This is a genomic window from Pseudomonas sp. LP_7_YM, assembly GCF_004364435.1.
In the GTDB taxonomy this organism is placed as follows: domain Bacteria; phylum Pseudomonadota; class Gammaproteobacteria; order Pseudomonadales; family Pseudomonadaceae; genus Aquipseudomonas.
The window spans coordinates 223,487-242,633 of the sequence record NZ_SOCT01000004.1; the positions used below are offsets into that span (position 1 = coordinate 223,487).

General features: G+C 60.1%; 13 protein-coding genes. 5 read left to right on the forward strand and 8 right to left on the reverse strand.

Annotated features, from left to right (window positions below; genetic code table 11):
- Positions 1-109: 109 nt before the first annotated feature.
- A complete protein-coding gene (locus EC915_RS12785; RefSeq protein ID WP_133750898.1) occupies positions 110-1,612 on the reverse strand; it encodes an aldehyde dehydrogenase family protein in 1,503 nt (500 codons plus the stop codon).
- Between the two features lie 162 nt (positions 1,613-1,774).
- Here EC915_RS12785 and EC915_RS12790 point away from each other — a divergent pair, with 162 nt between their 5' ends.
- The 4 genes from EC915_RS12790 to EC915_RS12805 all read left to right on the forward strand — a co-directional run bounded on the left by EC915_RS12790 (position 1,775) and on the right by EC915_RS12805 (position 6,382).
- A complete protein-coding gene (locus tag EC915_RS12790; protein WP_133750899.1) occupies positions 1,775-2,680 on the forward strand; it encodes a LysR family transcriptional regulator in 906 nt (301 codons plus the stop codon).
- A 310-nt stretch (positions 2,681-2,990) separates the two neighbouring features.
- On the forward strand, positions 2,991-4,190 hold the full coding sequence (pncB, locus tag EC915_RS12795; RefSeq protein ID WP_133750900.1) for a nicotinate phosphoribosyltransferase: 1,200 nt from the start codon (positions 2,991-2,993) through the stop codon (positions 4,188-4,190).
- A gap of 62 nt (positions 4,191-4,252) precedes the next feature.
- The gene (gene nadE, locus EC915_RS12800) at positions 4,253-5,080 is read left to right on the forward strand and encodes an ammonia-dependent NAD(+) synthetase (protein ID WP_133750901.1); all 828 of its coding nucleotides are present in this window, start codon (positions 4,253-4,255) and stop codon (positions 5,078-5,080) included.
- A gap of 276 nt (positions 5,081-5,356) precedes the next feature.
- Positions 5,357-6,382 (forward strand): 2-oxoadipate dioxygenase/decarboxylase family protein, encoded by a 1,026-nt coding sequence (locus tag EC915_RS12805; RefSeq protein WP_133750902.1) that lies wholly within the window; start codon positions 5,357-5,359, stop codon positions 6,380-6,382.
- 62 nt (positions 6,383-6,444) lie between these two features.
- On the opposite strand, the gene azu is transcribed toward EC915_RS12805, so the two are convergent.
- Positions 6,445-6,891 carry an azurin gene (azu, locus tag EC915_RS12810; RefSeq protein WP_133750903.1) on the reverse strand — a complete coding sequence of 149 codons (447 nt, stop codon included), beginning with the start codon at positions 6,889-6,891 and terminating at the stop codon, positions 6,445-6,447.
- A gap of 430 nt (positions 6,892-7,321) precedes the next feature.
- On the opposite strand from azu, the gene EC915_RS24825 reads away from it, so the two are divergent.
- Positions 7,322-7,483, forward strand: coding sequence for a hypothetical protein (locus tag EC915_RS24825; protein ID WP_166650977.1), 162 nt, complete (start codon positions 7,322-7,324; stop codon positions 7,481-7,483).
- A gap of 92 nt (positions 7,484-7,575) precedes the next feature.
- On the opposite strand, the gene EC915_RS12815 is transcribed toward EC915_RS24825, so the two are convergent.
- From EC915_RS12815 to rplI, 6 genes are all read right to left on the reverse strand, one after another.
- Positions 7,576-8,472, reverse strand: coding sequence for a transglutaminase family protein (locus EC915_RS12815; protein ID WP_133750904.1), 897 nt, complete (start codon positions 8,470-8,472; stop codon positions 7,576-7,578).
- Positions 8,472-10,970 carry a circularly permuted type 2 ATP-grasp protein gene (locus EC915_RS12820; RefSeq protein WP_133750905.1) on the reverse strand — a complete coding sequence of 833 codons (2,499 nt, stop codon included), beginning with the start codon at positions 10,968-10,970 and terminating at the stop codon, positions 8,472-8,474. The genes EC915_RS12815 and EC915_RS12820 overlap by 1 nt, the downstream gene beginning before the upstream one ends.
- A gap of 125 nt (positions 10,971-11,095) precedes the next feature.
- Positions 11,096-14,389 carry a DUF2126 domain-containing protein gene (locus tag EC915_RS12825; protein WP_133750906.1) on the reverse strand — a complete coding sequence of 1,098 codons (3,294 nt, stop codon included), beginning with the start codon at positions 14,387-14,389 and terminating at the stop codon, positions 11,096-11,098.
- Positions 14,390-14,697: 308 nt separating this feature from the next.
- Complete coding sequence (locus EC915_RS12830) at positions 14,698-17,007, reverse strand: YgiQ family radical SAM protein (RefSeq protein ID WP_133750907.1); 2,310 nt, start codon at positions 17,005-17,007, stop codon at positions 14,698-14,700.
- Between the two features lie 131 nt (positions 17,008-17,138).
- Positions 17,139-18,536 (reverse strand): replicative DNA helicase, encoded by a 1,398-nt coding sequence (gene dnaB, locus EC915_RS12835; RefSeq protein ID WP_133750908.1) that lies wholly within the window; start codon positions 18,534-18,536, stop codon positions 17,139-17,141.
- A 147-nt stretch (positions 18,537-18,683) separates the two neighbouring features.
- Positions 18,684-19,130 carry a 50S ribosomal protein L9 gene (rplI, locus tag EC915_RS12840; protein WP_133750909.1) on the reverse strand — a complete coding sequence of 149 codons (447 nt, stop codon included), beginning with the start codon at positions 19,128-19,130 and terminating at the stop codon, positions 18,684-18,686.
- Positions 19,131-19,147 lie beyond the last annotated feature (17 nt).

Here is a 19,147-nt window from a genome sequence, read left to right on the forward strand (position 1 = left end):
GCGTCTATCAGCGCATACCCACGCAGAGCGTGGGCACGATCACCACAAAGCGATGCGCGCAACAGACACGCATGCTCTTTGAGAGCGGGCCGCCTGTGCACCGCACAGGTCAGTCAAAGGTAATGCCTTGGGCCAACGGCAGTTCGCGAGAGTAGTTAACCGTCGCGGTCTGACGACGCATGTAGCCTTTCCAGGAATCCGAACCCGACTCGCGACCGCCACCGGTTTCCTTCTCGCCACCGAACGCACCGCCGATCTCTGCACCGCTCGGGCCGATGTTGACGTTGGCGATACCACAATCGCTGCCCAGTGCCGAAATAAATTGCTCGGCCTCGCGCAGGTCCGTCGTGAAAATGCACGAGGACAGGCCTTGCGGCACGTCGTTGTTCAGGCGCACCGCTTCGCTGAATTCGTCGTAACCGACCACGTACAAAATAGGCGCGAAGGTTTCGCTGCGCACCACATCGCTCTGCTCCGGCATCTCGACGATGGCAGGCGACACGTAATAGGCGCTGGGGAATGTGTCGGCCAACTCACGCTTGCCACCGAACACCTGGCCACCCTCGCTCAGGGCCTGCTCCAGCGCTTGCTGCATGTTGTCGAAACTCTGCTTGTCGATCAGCGGACCGACCAGATTGCCTTCCAGCGGATGACCAATGCGCACTTTGGCGTAGGCCGCTTTCAGACGCTCGACGAATTCGGCCTTGACCGAAGCGTGCGCGATCAGCCGACGCAACGTGGTGCAACGTTGACCGGCGGTGCCCACTGCGCTGAACAGCACGGCGCGCACGGCCAAGTCCAGGTCGGCACTTGGGGTCAGGATCATGGCGTTGTTGCCGCCCAGTTCCAAAATGCTGCGGGCGAAACGTGCGGCGAGCTTCGGCGCCACTTCGCGCCCCATGCGGGTGCTGCCGGTGGCACTGATTAACGCCACACGAGCATCATCCACCAGCGCTTCGCCGGCCTCACGACCGCCGATCACGCACTGGGCCAGGTATTGCGGTGCGTCGGCGAACTCAGCCGCGACCCGGTCGAACAGCGCCTGACAGGCCAGCGCGGTGAGCGGGGTCTTTTCCGACGGTTTCCAGATCACCGAGTTGCCGCACACCAGCGCCAGCGCGGTGTTCCACGACCAGACTGCAACCGGGAAGTTGAACGCGCTGATCACGCCAACCACGCCTAGCGGATGCCAGGTCTCACGCATGTGGTGGCCGGGGCGCTCGGAGGCGATGGTCAGGCCGTAGATCTGCCGGGACAGGCCGACCGCAAAGTCGCAGATATCAATCATCTCCTGCACTTCACCCAGACCTTCCTGGGTGATTTTGCCGGCTTCCCACGACACCAGTTCGCCCAGATCGGCCTTGTGCTTGCGCAGGGCTTCACCAAACAGGCGAACCAGTTCGCCGCGACGCGGAGCAGGCACTTTGCGCCAGGCTTCAAAAGCGTGATCGGCGCGGGTGATGCGTTGCTCGACCTCGGCCGCGCCCTCCCAGCTCACCGAAGCAACCTGACTGCCATCGATTGGCGTGTGAACCGGCTTATCGCCGTTTTGGTAGAGCGCGGGGTCCACATCGAGGTTTTTAAGTAAGTCGCTTAGCGGAGCGTTGAGCATGATTTCTCCTGATTCTGGTTAGGCGTTAACGCGAATGCGGAATGCTGAACTTTCGGTCGTTTCGTCAGCGTCTAGTAATAGCTGGGTCAACGCGGGTGAACAAACGACCATTAAGCGAGATATCATTCCGTTTTTTCATGCTGACGCCGAGCACGCCTGACTATGCTGAACAAACGTCATCTGCCCTCCGTGACCGCGCTGCAATGTTTCGAAGCGGTGACCCGGCACCTGAGCTTCACCCGCGCCGCCGAAGAGCTGAACCTGACACAAAGCGCGGTCAGCAAGCAGGTCGCACAGCTGGAAGACATGGTTCAGCATCTGCTGTTCAGGCGCGTGCGTCGACGCCTGCAATTGACGCCAGCCGGCGCGCTGTACCTGGCAGAGGTGCGCAAAATCCTTACGCAGATGGAGATGTCTACGCATTTTCTGCGCTCCTACGGCGGTGAGACGCAAGTCCTGCGGGTCTCCACGCCATCGACCTTCGGCGCGCGCTGGCTTGTCCCACGCCTGAAGGGCTGGCGTCTTCGTCATCCGCACATTCATCTGGACCTGGTGAACGAGCAGGAAAGCGATGACCTGGCCCGGGCCCGGTGTGACCTGTCGTTCTATTTCGGTCAGGGGGCCCGCCCCGGCGCGGAAAGCATCAGGCTGTTCGCAGAGGAGTTGGTCCCGGTCTGTTCTCCCGCCAGCCTCCCCGATCAACCCTTTACCGATCCGACCCAGCTCGCCGACCTGGTGCTGCTGCAAAACGCTCATCGTCCGCAGGGCTGGCATGAATGGTTCGACAGCCAGGGTTACCAGACTGAGCACAGTTACCACGGACCGCGCTTTGAAACGTTCTATATGTGCATCCGCGCCGCGCAAGTGGGCTGCGGAGTCGCGCTGATGCCAAGGTTTCTGGTGGAGGAAGAACTGGCGGACGGCAAACTCGTCATCCCATGGCCGCACGCGCTGCCCAGCCATGATGCGTATTACCTGGCCTACCCGGAACACGCAGCGGAAGTGCCTAAAATCAGGGTGTTCGTGGAATGGATGCTGGAGCAACTGGATCAGCCGACGCCGCAGTGAGCGATCAGGCGCATGGCCTTGTGAGAGCGAAGCCATTCGCACTGCCCTGGCACAGACGACAAAGATGTGTCTAGTGAGCCGTCCGTGCGCGAATGAATCGACCCCCACACAGGTCATACAGGCAGCGCGGCGCGGGTGAAACATTTGTGCCTCAACCGGGCGACGACTGGCATTATGTTCGCCATCGTCACTGACAAGCCGGGCGTAGTGGCATGGAGCCGATATCTGCCGTCGCCACAAGGCTGTATGCGTCACCGACTCGGTTTTCTTAAGCCGCACATTTGCGGCCACTGCTGGCTGGAGCGACACAATGAGTGAGAGCGCTTTTGCAGGTCGTATCGTTCAGAACCTGCTCGATACCGACCTCTACAAGCTGAGCATGATGCAGGCTGTACTGCACAACTACCCCAACGTCGACGTGGAATGGGAGTTCCGCTGCCGCAACGGGGAAGACCTGCGCCCTTATCTGGCGGACATCCGTCATCAGATCGAGCAGCTGTGCGATCTGTCGCTGAGCGCCGAAGAAACCGGGTTTTTGGAGCGCATCAACTTCATGAAACCGGATTTTCTGCGTTTTCTCGGCCTGTTCCGGTTCAACCTGCGCTATGTGCAGACCAGTATCGAGAACGACGAGCTGTGCATCCGTCTCTCTGGCCCCTGGCTGCATGTGATCCTGTTCGAGGTGCCGATCCTGGCCATCGTCAGCGAAGTCCGCAATCGTCATCGCCACCCAGATACCCTGCTGAGCCAGGCCCGCGACCAGCTGTATCGCAAGTTCGACTGGCTGACCGCCACTGCCACCGCTGATGAGCTGGCAGAGCTGAAAGTCGCCGATTTCGGCACCCGTCGGCGCTTCTCGTTCGCGGTGCAGGAAGACGTCGTTTCGGTGTTGAAAAAGGACTTCCCCGGCCAGTTCGTCGGCACCAGCAACGTCTATCTGGCGCGCAAGTTCGACCTCAAGCCGCTGGGCACCATGGCCCACGAATGGATCATGGCGCATCAGCAACTGGGCCCTCGTCTGATCGACAGCCAGATCGCCGCGCTCGATTGCTGGGTACGCGAATACCGCGGTCTGCTGGGCATTGCCCTGACCGACTGCATCACCACGGACGCCTTCCTGACCGATTTCGATCTGTTCTTCGCCAAGCTGTTCGATGGTCTGCGTCACGATTCGGGGGACCCGGTGCAGTGGGCCGAAAAATGCATCACCCATTACCAGCGTCTCGGCATCGATCCGATGAGCAAAACCCTGGTGTTCTCCGATGGCCTGAACCTGCCCAAGGCGCTGGAAATATTTCGCGCCCTGCGTGGTCGGATCAACGTGAGCTTCGGTATTGGCACCAACCTCACCGCCGACGTACCGGGCACCGACCCCATGAGCATCGTGCTCAAAATGACAGCTTGTGCGGGGCAGCCGGTGGCAAAGATTTCCGACGAGCCCGGCAAGACGCAATGCAAGGATCCGGAGTTCGTGTCCTATCTGCGTCACGTATTCAAGGTGCCAGCCTGATTCGAGCACCGCGTTTACCCTTTTGAATGCCTATTTTTCTTCTTCTGAAAAAGGAGTCAATCATGCAAGCCGTACAGCTCGAGATCGCCAGGGCGCTTAAGGTTCAGGCGCCCTTCGCCAATCAGGGCGAGCTTGAAACCGAGGTCGCCCGCCGGGTTCAGTTCATCAAGGACTGCCTGCTAAATGCCCGCCTGAAAGTGCTGGTATTGGGCATCAGCGGCGGCGTTGATTCGCTGACAGCGGGCCTGTTAGCGCAGCGCGCCGTTCGCCAATTGCGCGAGAGCACCGGCGATAACGCCTACCAGTTCATCGCCGTGCGCCTGCCGTATCACATCCAGCACGATGAACACGAAGCCACGGCCTCGGTGGATTTCATCAATCCGGACGAGCGCCACACGGTCGACATCGCGCCATCGGTCAAGGCACTGGCCGAGCAGGTCAAGGCATTCGAAGGTCAGCCCGACGCAGCCGTCGACTTCGTCAAAGGCAACATCAAAGCGCGTACGCGCATGGTCGCGCAGTACACCATTGCTGGCGTACGCGGTGGCCTGGTGATCGGCACCGACCACGCGGCCGAAGCGGTGATGGGTTTCTTCACCAAATTCGGTGATGGCGCCTGCGACCTCGCGCCATTGAGCGGTCTGGTGAAGAATCAGGTACGCGCCATCGCTCGCAGCTTCGGGGCGCCGGAATACCTGGTCGAGAAAATTCCGACTGCTGACCTCGAAGACCTGGTCCCCGGTAAACCGGACGAAGCGTCCCATGGCGTGACCTACGCCGAGATCGATGCCTTCCTGCATGACCAGCCGCTGCGTCAGGAAGCGTTCGATATCATCGTCAATACCTACCGCAAGACCCAGCACAAGCGCGATCTTCCCTACGCGCCTTGAAAGCGTCTTAGGGCACACGATGCGGGAGTAAGAAGAAAACCTGTGGGACGAGCTGGCTCGCGGAGCGTGCATCAGGCCCGACATATTGTCGGGTCCTGACCCGAACTCTTTGCGAGCAAGCTCGCTCCCACAGTTGTTTGTGTTGCTCAACACGATGTGCGAAATACCTCTCTGTTCATTCTGAAAAGGAATGAACCCGTCGTTTTTTTTCGCTTGATGGCGTTTGCCATCGGGGCTTACATAGCGTCCTGACTTTCTCGCTCAGAGCCGCTATCCATGAATGCTTTTCCACGCCTTTTCTCCCTCGTTGCTGCAACTGTCGGCCAGCCTGCCGCAGACTGGCTGGAACGCCGTGTCGAAGTCCCTCAAGCACTGCAGAACTTTTCCTGGTCCGACGATGCGATTCATCGTGTCTGGCTGGCCGAAGCGCTGAACCTGTGCCTGTTCCATAAACTGGTGGAAGCGGTGCCGGATGGCCTGCGGTATGTCGACGAGCAATTCGAAAGCGGGCGCAAAGTGGTGTTCGATCACGGCGCCATCCGCACCGTGGACTGGGCGCACATCGGCGAGCTGCCACGGGGGCGGCTGGCCTTCTCGCGACTGCTCGAGCCGCTGGGGTTCACTGACGTGCGTACCTATCCGCTCACCAAGCTGAACATGACCGGCTGGGGTTATCGGCAAATGGATCTGCCTGAAAACATCGCGCAGTTTTTCGTTTCCGAGTTGCATCCGGGACGTCTGAGCCAGGCATTTGGGCAGGCTGTAAGCCGTGTTGTGGGTTCAAGCCGCGACCCACTGAGCAGCGACGACTTGAGTATTCTCGAACGTCTGCGAGACACCCACCATTGCAGCTCCGAAGAGGCCTCACGCCTGCTGCCGGGCCTGTGCCGTGCGTTCGGCCGCCAACATGGTGACGTTCAGGAAGCCGACTACCATCAGTTGCTCAGTGAGAGCGCAGAAATGGCCTGGATCGCTACCGAGGGCAATAGCTTCAACCACCTCACGGATCGAGTGGAAAACCTGGAGGCCATGGTCCAAGAGCAGCGTCGCCGCGAGCGACCGATGAAGGACAGCATCGAGGTGTCAGGGTCGGGTCGTGTGATGCAGACGGCGTACAAGGCCTGCAGCGTGAGCCGAGATCTGCTGAACACTGAGGGCGTGCTCAAGGCGCATCAGGTGCCGGGGTCGTTCGTCGAATTCATTCAGCGCAAGATCGATCCCGAGAGCGGAAAGATCGATCTGAATTTCGACAGCAGCAACGCACAGGGGATTTTCACGATGACCGACTCGAAGCGGGCGTGAACAGACGGTGTCTCCCACGCGTAGCCGGGGCAGCCAGCATCGTGACCGCCCCGCTACGTGAATCACTTCAGCGTTACAGTGCCTTTCATCATGCCGATGTGGCCTGGGAAAGAGCAGAAGAAACCGTATTTTTCTGCCGGATCGAGCTTGGAAACATCAATCTTCAGCGAATCGGTCTCGCCCGCGCCAATGACCTTGGTGTGAGCAAGGACGCGCGCGTCGCCCTCTTTCAGGTAATCCTTATCAATTCCGACGCTCAGACCGTCGGTGGCGATCGACGACATGTCAGCTTCTTTGCTGATCACCAGGTTGTGGCCCATGACGTTCTTCGGCAGGCTGCCGGAGTGCTTCAGGTTGATGGTGAACTCCTTGCAGCTTTTGTCGATTTCGATGGCTTTGGTGCTGAAGGACATCTGATCCGTGGAGTCGACATCCACCGAGCACTCGGCAGCCAACAGGTGGCCGCTGGCCAGGGTCAACAGGGATGCAGCAACAAGCTTGCGAATCATGGTGAGTCTCCGGAATGGGGGTAGCTCTTGATTTTTTGTATACAAAGAGTGCCCTAACTCTAAACAATTTAACAACTACATATTATGAAACATGTCTGGATGGCCATTCTCAGCGCCATCGAGAGCATCAGGACGTTTACGATACAGGGTCTTTCAAGATGAGTGTTCTTCACTCCCCAGAACGTATTTCATGCTGCTCGATTGCGCGTTCATCGTCTGTTTGCGCCCAATGCCTACGCGCAAGCGCAGGTTACGGCCGGCCCCATAAGACTGAAGCGCCGGGGCTCGCCGTGCGCGCAATGCCTGATAGCCCTCGGGTTTTACCCTTGAGAATCAAGAGACGAATGAGCGGCTTAAAACACAACGCCGTGTGAGCCGCGCCGTTCTCAGGCAGAATGGCCGAACTTATCGCCTGCCTCGAGGATTGCCCATGGCCAAACCCAATTATTCCTTTGCCAAACGTCAACGCGATCTGGCTAAAGAGCAGAAAAAAGAGGAGAAAGCACAGCGCAAGCAGGCCGAGAAAGCCGAGCCTGTAGCGGAAGAAGGCGAGGCTGTTGAACAGCCGGAAGCAGACAAGCCGGCTGAATAAACAGAATTACGACGCTGGCCCACCGACTTAGTGTGGGCAGACGCAACTCGCCAATGAGCGCGCCTGCCCCACAAATGCACCCGTGAATCCGTTCAGACCGTCATCGGCATCACGGTCACCCGCACTTCCGGGTCATGATGACCACCGCCCAGAATCACTCCCCGCAGCGGTGACACATCCGAAAAATCCCGTCCCCACGCCAGACTGATATGCTCCAGCGCAGGTTGAATATTGTTGGTCGGGTCGAAATCTACCCAGCCCAGCACCGAGCAGAACACCGACACCCAGGCATGCGACGCATCGGCACCCATCAGACGCGGCTGTCCTGGCGGTGGTTGGGTCAGCAGGTAGCCACTGACATAACGCGCCGCCAGCCCACGCGAGCGCAGGCAGGCCAGCATCAGGTGGGCGAAGTCCTGGCAGACACCACGCCGGGTTTCCAGCACTTGCATCAAGGGCGTCGCTACATGGGTCGCCTCGCTGTCGAACGTAAACTCGTCGAAGATCTTTTCCATCAGCGCCTGCGCGCAGAGCAGCAATGGACGCCCTGCCGGAAAGCAACTGGCCGAGAATGCGATGAACGACTGCTTCAAATGCACATAGGGCGACTCGAAACGATAACGGCAGGCCTCCAGCAACTCCGGCGAGATCTTTGAAGCGCTGTAACTGAGCGTATTGCGCGTCAGGTCCCAGGATGCGGACTGCTGAAATGCCAACGCAGGACGTTCCAGCACTTCGATCCGCAGACGCGCGTTAATCTGCAACTCGTCATGGGGGCGCTCGAAGGCCAGCCGGGTCAGAGGATTGCCAAACACATCCAGCTCATCCCGGCGCGTCGTGGGCGTCGGACTGATCACCAACGCCTGCTCCAGGCAACGCTGCCACGGGCAAGGCCGCGGCCACAGGTGCGCCAGTTGCTGAGCCAGGGACACAGGAGTGTCGTATGTGTAATGGGTGTCGTGAAAAATCTGGTAATGGGCGCTGCTCATCAGACGGACACCGTGCGCTGGCTGACATCATCGACATGGGCGAAATGGCGCAATGCAAGGCGGTCAGAAGCCTGCCCGCTGGTGTCACCAATGCGCTGCAGCAGATCCGCCAGCCCGTGCAACGCGGTCTTGACGCTGCTTTCACCAAACAGGCCGTGCTCCAAACATCCCAGGTCAAACGCCGCCAGCCGCCGGGTCAGCGCTGCCAGGCTGCTGTCGTGCGCTACGCCGAAATCATCGTTCAAGCGCTTCACCGAGCGCGTCACCAGCTTGAGCTGAAACAGCACGGCGTGAGGATTCTGTTCATCAAGCAGCAGCAGATCGAGCACCGGAATCAGCTGCGGTAACGCCAGATACCGCGAGCGGTAGGTGATGCTGCTGTTGCCCAGTTCCAGAAGCCAACCCAGCGCGTCCTGGTCGAATGCTGCATCACTGCGCAAAAACGCCGCCAGACTGCTGCTTAAGAACTGCAGGCGCTCGATCTGGCGTCCGAGCATCAGAAAGCGCCAGCCCTCATCGCGGGTCATGTCATCCAGCGCGAAACCGGACAGTGCCGCAAGCGACATCACCAGCCGATCGAGGAAGTCCAGCAGTTCGCCGAAGTCCGGGGTGTCGGTGTCCAGGTGCGTGGCCTCGTGCTGCAACGCCACCAGCGCGTGCCAGTTCTCCCGGGACAGCTTGCCGCGCACCTGCGACGCGGCCCACTGCAGGCGCTGCAGGTTAGAACGCAGGCTGGACGGTTTATCCCCGAGCAACGCCGCAAGCAACCGTTCATGCAGTTCGGTACTCTCTTCTTTGTCCTCACGGGGCAGCAGGTTAAGGCGCTCACCCAACTCCACAGCAGCTTGCAGGGCCAGCGGATCATCACCGTCGATGTAACGCGCGAACATGATTCGCAGCAGGCGGGCGCTGTCGTCGCAGCGCTCGCAATAGCGACCGAACCAGAACAGGTTTTCCACCACCCGCGAGGGCAGATACGGGTCGCGCCGAATCAAATCGTGCACGCCCAGCGAATGACGGCCTTTCCACGGTTCGCTGCCCCAAGTGCGCTCGCCGAGAATCCAGGTGTCCTTGCTGGCCCCGCCGCGCTGCATCGACACCACATCGGCATCGGCATCGGCAGCCACGCGGGTCAGCCCACCCGGCAGCACGCGATAGCCATCGGCCGTGGCCACGGCGTAGACCCGCATGCCGAGGGCCCGGGGCTGTAACTGCACATCAGCCCCCTGCCAGACCGGCGCCTGGGACAGTTGCGCCAGCTCTTGCGCGACGTAAGCGTAAGGCCGCGCCTGCATGCGCGTGGCCAGGGCGTGGCGTTGCTCGTCATTCAAATCACGGCCAAGCACCGGGGCGAAGCTTTGCGACGGGAACGCCGGCTTGATCAGCAGTTCAGGCATCTTTTCCAAAGCCTTAGCGAGAACCGCAGGCTCGCCGCACCACCACGTGGCAATCGACGGCAGGATCAGCTCCTCACCGAACAGGTGCTGATTGATCTTCGGCAGGAAACCCAACAGCCCCGGCGATTCCAGCACACCGCTGCCCAAGGCATTGGCCACCAGCACGCGGCCCTGCCGTACCGCTTGCAGCAGGCCCGGAACACCGAGCGCCGAATCGGTTCGCAGCTCCAGCGGATCGCAAAAGTCATCGTCCAGACGGCGCATGATCGCGTGCACGCGGCGCAGCCCACTGAGGGTTTTCAGGTACACCGTGGCATCGCGCACGGTCAGGTCGCTGCCCTCCACCAGCGGATAGCCCAGCTGCCCGGCGAGGTACAGGTGTTCAAAATAGCTCTCGTTGAAACGCCCCGGCGTGAGCACCACCACCAGCGGAGTATCGTTACCACTTGGCGCCTGACGCGCCAGCGTCTCCTGCAACGCACGGTAGAAGCCGAATTGATGCTGCACTTGCAGATCGCGGTACAGCTCGGGAAACGCCCGCGACACGATCAAGCGATTTTCCAGCGCGTAACCGGCACCCGATGGCGCCTGGGTGCGGTCCGCCGTGACCCACCAACGACCATCAGGCGTGCGCGCCAGATCGACAGCGTAAACGTGCAGGAATGTGCCCTCCGGCGGCATCATGCCTTGGCATGGCCAGAGGAAGTTGTTATGCCCGAACACCAACTCGGCCGGCAGCAGCCCGTCCACAATCAGTTTCTGCGGGCCATACAGGTCGGCCACTACAGCGTTGAGCAGGCGCGCGCGCTGGGCAATACCTTCGGCAAGCTGCTGCCATTCCTCGACCGGAATCAAATGCGGCAACAGATCCAGCTCCCACGGGCGGTCCGCGCCTTTGGGATCGGCATACACGTTATAGGTGACGCCGTTTTCCTGTATCTGCCGGGCGAGCAATGCCTGACGCTGAATCAACTGCGAAGGAGTGCTGCGTTGCAAATGCTCGTAGAAGCGCAGCCAATGCGGGCGAACGGCACCGCTGGCGTCGAGCATCTCGTGGTATGTACCCGTGGAGAACGGATATCGGTCAAGCGGGTCGGGCATGGAAAGCTCGGCAGACAACTAAAGATGCGAGACTAGCGCAGACAAAATGACACACCGTGGCTCGCTTCCCTGCGGTCACTCTCTGAATCAGCCTGATGCAGCGTCAGGCTGATCGGGGCGCGCTACTATCGATGCAAACGCATATCCAGGGTCATCGGCAGTTCATCGTTGATGGTCAGGGCCGGTACTGCCAAGGTGCCGGGCGTGTGGCCGATGCGGAAGAAACGTGAAAGACGCCGACTTTCGGCTTCATTGGCGTTCACCGGTAAGCTCTCGTAATGGCGACCACCCGGATGGGCGACATGATACTCGCAGCCCCCCAACGAGCGCTGCATCCAGGTGTCGAGAATGTCGAAGACCAGCGGCGCGTGCACGGCAATGGTGGGCTGCAATGCGTTGAACGGCTGCCAGGCGCGATAGCGCACACCCGCGACGAACTCGCCAACCCGTCCGGTGGGATGCAGCGGCACCGGGACGCCATTGCACGTGAGCATGTAGCGCTGTGGCGGCAGCCCGGTGACTTTCACCTGCAAGCGCTCCAGCGATGAATCCACGTAACGCACCGCCCCACCGGTCGCACCCTCTTCGCCGAGCACATGCCAGGGCTCCAGCGCCTGCCGCAGCTCCAGCTCAATGCCGCTGACCGCGTAATCGCCGACCTTCGGGAATCGAAACTCCAGATGCGCCGCGAACCACTCGGCACGCAGTGGATAACCGGCGCTGTTGAGTTCGTCGATAACGTCGGCGAAATCCTGCTCGATGAAGTGCGACAACATGAAGCGATCGTGAAGTTCTGTGCCCCAACGGGCCAGCTTGGCGGGAGCGTACGGTTCGCGCCAGAAGCGCGCGACCAGTGCCCGCAGTAGCAACTGCTGAGCCAGACTCATGCGCGCGTGGGGCGGCATCTCGAACGCGCGCAATTCCAGCAACCCCAGCCGGCCCGTGGCGCCATCGGGTGAATACAGCTTATCGATACAGAATTCCGCGCGGTGTGTATTTCCGGTGACGTCGACCAACAGATTGCGCAGCAACCGATCCACCCGCCACGGCGGGCATTCCTCACCTGGTGCAGGCATTTGCGAGAAGGCAATCTCCAGTTCGTACAGCGAGTCGTTGCGCGCCTCGTCGACGCGCGGGGCCTGTGACGACGGGCCGATGAACAGCCTGGAAAACAGGTAGGACAGCGATGGGTGATTGTGCCAATAGCTGAGCAGGCTGCGCAGCAGATCGGGCCTGCGCAGAAAGGGTGAATCCGCCGGTGTGGCGCCGCCCAATACAAAGTGATTACCGCCACCGGTGCCGGTGTGGCGCCCGTCGATCATGAACTTTTCAGTGGTCAGCCGGGTCAGGCGTGCTTGCTCGTAGAGAAACTCGGTGCGCTCCACCAACTCGTCCCAGCTGGAAAACGGCTGCACATTGACCTCGATCACGCCCGGATCCGGGGTGATACGGAAATTAGCCAGGCGTGGATCGCTCGGCGGCTCGTAGCCTTCAAACAATACCGGGCATTGCAGTTCCCCTGCGGTCGCTTCGATCGCTACCACCAGCTCAAGATAGACCTCGAGCGATTGCAGGGGCGGCATAAACAGGTAAAGCCGCCCTTCCCGCGCTTGTGCACTCAATGCTGTGCGGGTCAGCCAGTCGGCGGACTCATCGATGGCCGACGTGCGTTCAGCGTTGGGATCTTCGTGCTCGGTCAGCGTGTTGAGACGGCTCTGGACATCATCTCGATCCGGCAGGTCAGGGAATTCCTGATTGTAATCAGTCGGGTGAACGTACGGGTACTCCGCAGCCTTGACCCACGGCTGCGAGGCCAGCGGCAAGCGATATCCCAGAGGCGAATCTCCCGGCACCAGGCGGCAGTGTTCGTCCCGCAGAAACCAGCGCCCGCTCTGCCAGCGGTCATCGGCCGCCGTGCGTGCCAGCGGCAAGACATGGCCAATGACCTTGTCCAGGCCCTGAGCGAATACGTTGCGAAGCCTTGCGCGCTCCAGCTCGTCGTTCAAGCGCGAGTCTTGGGCGGTCACGTTCTTGGGCAACGCGCCTTCGCGCCACAGGTAATAGAACTGGTCTTCATAGGCCGGGAACACATAGCGCGCCGGCAGCTTCAGCTTTTGGGCGACACTGCGCAGGAAACGTCCGGCCATCTCGCCGTCAGTGCCGTAATCCTGGCTCTCATCGGCGATCAACGCATTGTTGCGCCACACCGGCTGGCCATCACGACGCCAAAAGCAGTTCAGCGACCAGCGTGGCAGTTGCTCGCCCGGATACCATTTGCCCTGGCCGAAATGCACGAGCCCTTGGGGCGCGTAATGCGCACGCATGCGCTGATACAGCTCGGCAGAAAGCGCGCGCTTCCTCGGGCCCAGCGCAGCGGTGTGCCACTCGTCGCCGTCACGGTCGTCGATGGACACGAACGTCGGTTCGCCGCCCATGGTCAGGCGCACATCGCTGGCGATCAGGTCGCTGTCGATCTGTCGCCCCAACGCCTGAATGTCCAGCCACTGCTCTTCGGTGTAGGGCTTGGTAACGCGCGGGGCCTCCCAGATGCGCTGCACTGACATTTCGTGGCTGAATTGGGTTTCGCACGGCTCGACCAAACCACTGATCGGCGCCGCAGAGGACGGCTCGGGACTGCACGCCAGCGGTATGTGCCCTTCCCCGGCAAACAGCCCGGAGGTGGCATCAAGACCCACCCAGCCTGCACCCGGCAGATACACCTCGCACCAGGCGTGCAGATCGGTGAAATCGACGTCAGTGCCAGAAGGACCGTCCAGCGCCTCGACATCGGCTTTGAGTTGCACCAGATACCCGGAGACGAACCGCGCGGCCATTCCCAGATGGCGCAGCAACTGCACCAGCAACCAGGCCGAATCCCGACAGGAGCCTGATGCGCTCTCAAGGGTGAACTCCGGCGTCTGAATCCCCGGCTCCATGCGTATCAGATAGCCGATATCGTTTGCCAAGCGCTGATTGAGGTTGACCAGAAAGTCGATGGCTGGCACCGGGGTACGATCAATCCTGTCCAGATACGCTTGAAATTTCGGGGTCAGCGGCAGCGTTTCCAGATAGGGCAACAGCTCGTGGCGCTCTTCCCGGGCGTAACGGAACGGGATCTTCTCGGCATAGGGTTCGAGGAAAAAATCGAACGGGTTGAACACCGCCATTTCTCCGACCAGATCCACTTCGATGCGTAATTCGTCGGTTTTCTGCGGGAACACCAGCCGTGCCAGGTAATTGCCCTGCGGGTCCTGCTGCCAGTTGATGAAGTGGTTTTCAGGCAGGACTTTCAGCGAATAGGACAGCACACGGGTGCGGCTGTGAGCCGCCGGGCGCAGGCGCACGATTTGCGAACCGAGCTCTACCGCTCGTTCGTAGCGGTAACGCGTGACATGGTGCAAGGCAAAGTGAATCGACACGGCGTGCCTCCTGCGAGCCTGGACGGTAACGAAACCGCGCAAGACTTATGCCAGCCGGGCAAGGTTGGCGCCTTCGCTGCTGTTGGTGCTCGCCAGGCCAGGTACAGCACCAAAATCGCGCCACCGTTAGCGCGATGGTGCAAGCGTCGCACGGAAATGAGGCGGGCAGGTTTATTTATGCTGGACTGCACTCGACTGGGGGCAAGAATGCCACGCTGGCCGCGTAGGGCGGGCCTCTTCAGCAAAAATGAACAGGCCAGACGCAAAACGCCAGCTCGAAAGCTGGCGTGCTCTTACAGCCGCATCGCTCAGCGCGGAAATACGGGCTGGCGCGACGGTTTCTTGCTTTGGCTACCCTTCCCGCCCTTGGCAGCGTCAGAACGTTCCTTGGCAGCCTGCTTATTGCGTGCAGCAGCGGCGGCCTTGGCTTCTTCACGCTTGTCCCACGGCTTGCTGCCGTCGCTGCCACGTTGCGGCAGGCCGATATGCTGCGTGAGGATCTTGGTGGTCCTGGCGACCTTGTGGCTGCCAGCCGGCGTCGAGTTCTTGCGACGGGCGCTCTGGTAGCCCTCGGTCTCTGGCTGATGCGATGGAATCAGCTGATGCTTGCCCGGGCCGATCAGGTCAGCACGCCCCATACGCTCCAACGCCTCACGCAGCATCGGCCAGCCCTTCGGATCGTGGTAGCGCAGGAACGCCTTGTGCAGACGGCGCTGTTCTTCGCTCTTGACGATGGTGACCGCGTCGCTCTTGTACGTGACCTTGCGCAGCGGGTTCTTGCCCGAGTGGTACATGGCTGTCGCGCTGGCCATCGGCGAGGGGTAGAACGCTTGCACCTGGTCAGCCCGGAAACCGTTGCCCTTGAGCCAAATCGCCAGGTTCATCATGTCTTCGTCAGTGGTACCCGGGTGGGCCGCGATGAAGTAAGGGATCAGGTACTGTTCCTTGCCCGCTTCCTTCGAGTACTTCTCGAACATGCGCTTGAACTTGTCATAGCTACCGATGCCCGGTTTCATCATCTGGTTGAGCGGACCCTCCTCGGTGTGTTCCGGGGCGATCTTCAGGTAACCACCGACGTGATGGGTCACCAATTCCTTGACGTATTCCGGCGACTCGACAGCCAGGTCGTAACGCAGGCCGGAGGCGATCAGAATCTTCTTCACGCCTGGCAGTTCACGGGCACTGCGATACAACTGAATCAGCGCCGAGTGGTCAGTGTTCAGATTCGGGCAGATGCCAGGGAACACACAGGACGGCTTGCGGCATGCGGATTCGATTTCCGGGCTCTTGCAGGCGATGCGATACATGTTCGCGGTCGGACCGCCGAGGTCGGAAATGACGCCGGTGAAGCCAGGCACCTTGTCGCGAATCTCTTCGATCTCGCGAATGATCGAGTCGTGAGAACGGTTCTGGATGATCCGGCCTTCGTGCTCTGTGATCGAGCAGAAGGTGCAGCCGCCAAAACAGCCACGCATGATGTTTACCGAAAAACGGATCATGTCGTAGGCCGGGATCTTTTCCTCGCCGTAAGCAGGATGAGGAATACGTGCGTATGGCATGCCGAACACGTAGTCCATTTCTTCGGTGGTCATCGGAATCGGCGGCGCGTTGAACCAGACATCGACTTCGCCATGCTTCTGGACCAACGCACGGGCGTTGCCGGGGTTGGTTTCCAGGTGCAATACACGGTTGGCGTGAGCATACAGAACCGGGTCGTTACGCACTTTTTCCATGGACGGCAGGCGAATGACCGTTTTGTCGCGGGTCATGCGCGGGCTCGACAGGATCTGCACGACCTTGGCTTCGTTGGCATCTTCGGCCGGACCCTTTTCCTGCTCGATGGCGCAGGCTTGTGTGTCCTGGGTGTTCACATACGGGTTGATGATCTTGTCAACCTTGCCCGGCCGGTCGATGCGCGTGGAATCGACTTCGTACCAGCCTTCAGGCGTGTCGCGACGAATGAACGCAGTGCCGCGTACATCAGTGATGCTTTCGATGGTTTCACCACAGGACAGACGATTGGCCACCTCGACGATCGCCCGTTCGGCGTTGCCGTACAGCAGAATGTCGGCGCAGGCGTCGATCAAAATCGAGTTGCGCACCTTGTCTTGCCAGTAGTCGTAATGCGCGATGCGACGCAGCGAAGCCTCGATGCCGCCAAGAACGATCGGCACGTTCTTGTAGGCTTCCTTGCAGCGCTGGCTGTACACCAGGCTCGCACGATCCGGGCGTTTGCCGGCCATGCCGCCCGGGGTGTAGGCGTCGTCGGAGCGGATTTTCTTGTCCGCAGTGTAGCGGTTGATCATCGAATCCATGTTGCCGGCAGCAACACCGAAGAACAGGTTCGGCTCGCCCAGCTTCATGAAGTCGTCTTTGGATTTCCAGTCTGGCTGGGCAATGATCCCGACGCGAAAGCCTTGCGACTCCAGCAGCCGACCGATGATTGCCATGCCAAACGACGGGTGATCGACGTACGCATCACCGGTAACGATGATGATGTCGCAGGAATCCCAGCCAAGCTGATCCATTTCTTCCCGGCTCATCGGCAGGAAAGGTGCTGGCCCGAAACACTCGGCCCAGTACTTGGGATAGTCAAATAACGGCTTGGCTGCTTGCATGTCGATGACCAATGTTCGTAATCAAAGGGGCGAGCTTCTCGTGGAAATTCGCGGTCGCGGATAATAGCACAAAATTTGATCAAATCCGACTGCACAGGTCGGATTTGTGGACGGCTCAAGCCAAGCCGACCCTACTCATCATCGTCGAAGTTGTAACTACCCGGCGCCAGGTTTTCAAAGCGCGTGTACTTACCGATAAACGCCAGCCGTACAAAGCCGATGGGGCCGTTACGCTGTTTACCGATGATGATTTCGGCGATGCCCTTGTGCTCGGTTTCCGGGTGATACACCTCATCCCGGTACACGAACATGATGACGTCGGCGTCCTGCTCGATCGCTCCGGATTCGCGCAAGTCGGAGTTCACAGGACGCTTGTTGGGCCGTTGCTCCAGCGAGCGGTTGAGCTGTGAGAGCGCTACCACCGGGCAGTTGAATTCCTTGGCCAGCGCTTTCAGGGACCGGGAAATCTCGGAGATCTCGTTGGTCCTGTTGTCACCGCTTGAACCCGGAATCTGCATGAGTTGCAGGTAGTCGATCATGATCATGCCGATTTCGCCATGCTCACGAACGAGTCGACGGGTACGCGCGCGCATTTCCGACGGACTGATACCAGCCGTGTCATCGATAAACAGCTTGCGGTCATTGAGCAGGTTCACGGCCGACGTCAGGCGCGGCCAGTCATCATCGTCCAGTTGACCGGAGCGGACTTTGGTCTGGTCGATGCGACCGAGCGAAGAAAGCATACGCAGGATCAACGATTCGCCTGGCATCTCGAGCGAAAAGACCAACACCGCTTTTTCGCTGCGCAGCACGGCATTCTCTACCAGGTTCATGGCGAAGGTGGTCTTACCCATCGACGGACGACCCGCGACGATGATCAGGTCGGAGGGCTGCAGACCGCTGGTTTTGTCATCCAGGTCGGTGTAACCGGTCGACAGGCCAGTGATCCCCTCACCGAGATTGAACAAGGTGTCAATGCGGTCGATGGCCTTGGTCAACAGGTCGTTGACCCCTACCGGGCCACCGGTTTTGGGGCGTGCTTCGGCAATCTGAAAGATCTGACGTTCAGCTTCGTCTAGGATTTCCTCAGCGGTGCGCCCTTCCGGGTTGAACGCACTGTCGGCGATCTCGTTGCTGATGCCGATCAGCTGCCGCAGCGTCGCACGCTGCCGCACGATCTGGGCATAGGCCTTGATGTTGGCGACTGACGGAATGTTTTTCGCCAGCTCGGACAAATAACCGAGGCCGCCGACTTGCGAAGTCTGGCCTTCCTTGTCCAGCTGCTCGGACAGGGTTACGACGTCGATAGGCTGGTTTTGATCGGCCAGTTTGGCAATGGCGCGGAAGATCAGGCGGTGGTCATGACGATAGAAATCACCGTCCGAAACTTGATCCAGCACACGTTCCCAGGCGTTGTTGTCCAGCATCAGACCACCGAGCACGGCCTGTTCGGCCTCGATGGAATGCGGCGGCACCTTTAGGGCAGCGGTTTGCAGGTCGTATTGCTCGGGAGCAGAAATGTCGTTCATGGCCACACGGAATCAGGGAGGTGAATCAGGATACTCAGAAATGACAAAGGGCACGACCCGATAAACAGGAACGTACCCTTTGCTGACCGACTGGCGAACATGTCGCCAAACGGTCGGATCCGGCACCGAAGCGCCGGAACCAGCAGCTTACGCAGCCACCACGACAACGCGAACGGTAGCTTCAACGTCGCTGTGCAGGTGCACGGCTACGTCGTATTCGCCAACGTTACGGATGGTGCCGTTCGGCAGACGAACTTCAGCTTTGGCCACTTCAACGCCAGAGGCGGTCAGTGCGTCAGCGATGTCGTGAGTACCGATCGAACCGAACAGCTTGCCTTCGTCGCCAGCGGTGGCAGTGATGGTCACTTCCAGCTCGGCCAGTTGGGCAGCACGACTTTCAGCCGATGTCTTACGGTCCGCTGCGGCTTTTTCCAGCTCAGCGCGACGCTCTTCAAACGCGGCCAGGTTGGCAGCGGTTGCAGCGGTGGCTTTGCCGAAAGGCAGCAGATAGTTACGGCCATAACCAGCCTTAACGTTTACTTTATCGCCCAGGTTGCCCAGGTTGGCGATCTTTTCCAGCAGGATGAGTTCCATTTGGTAAAACCTCTTAA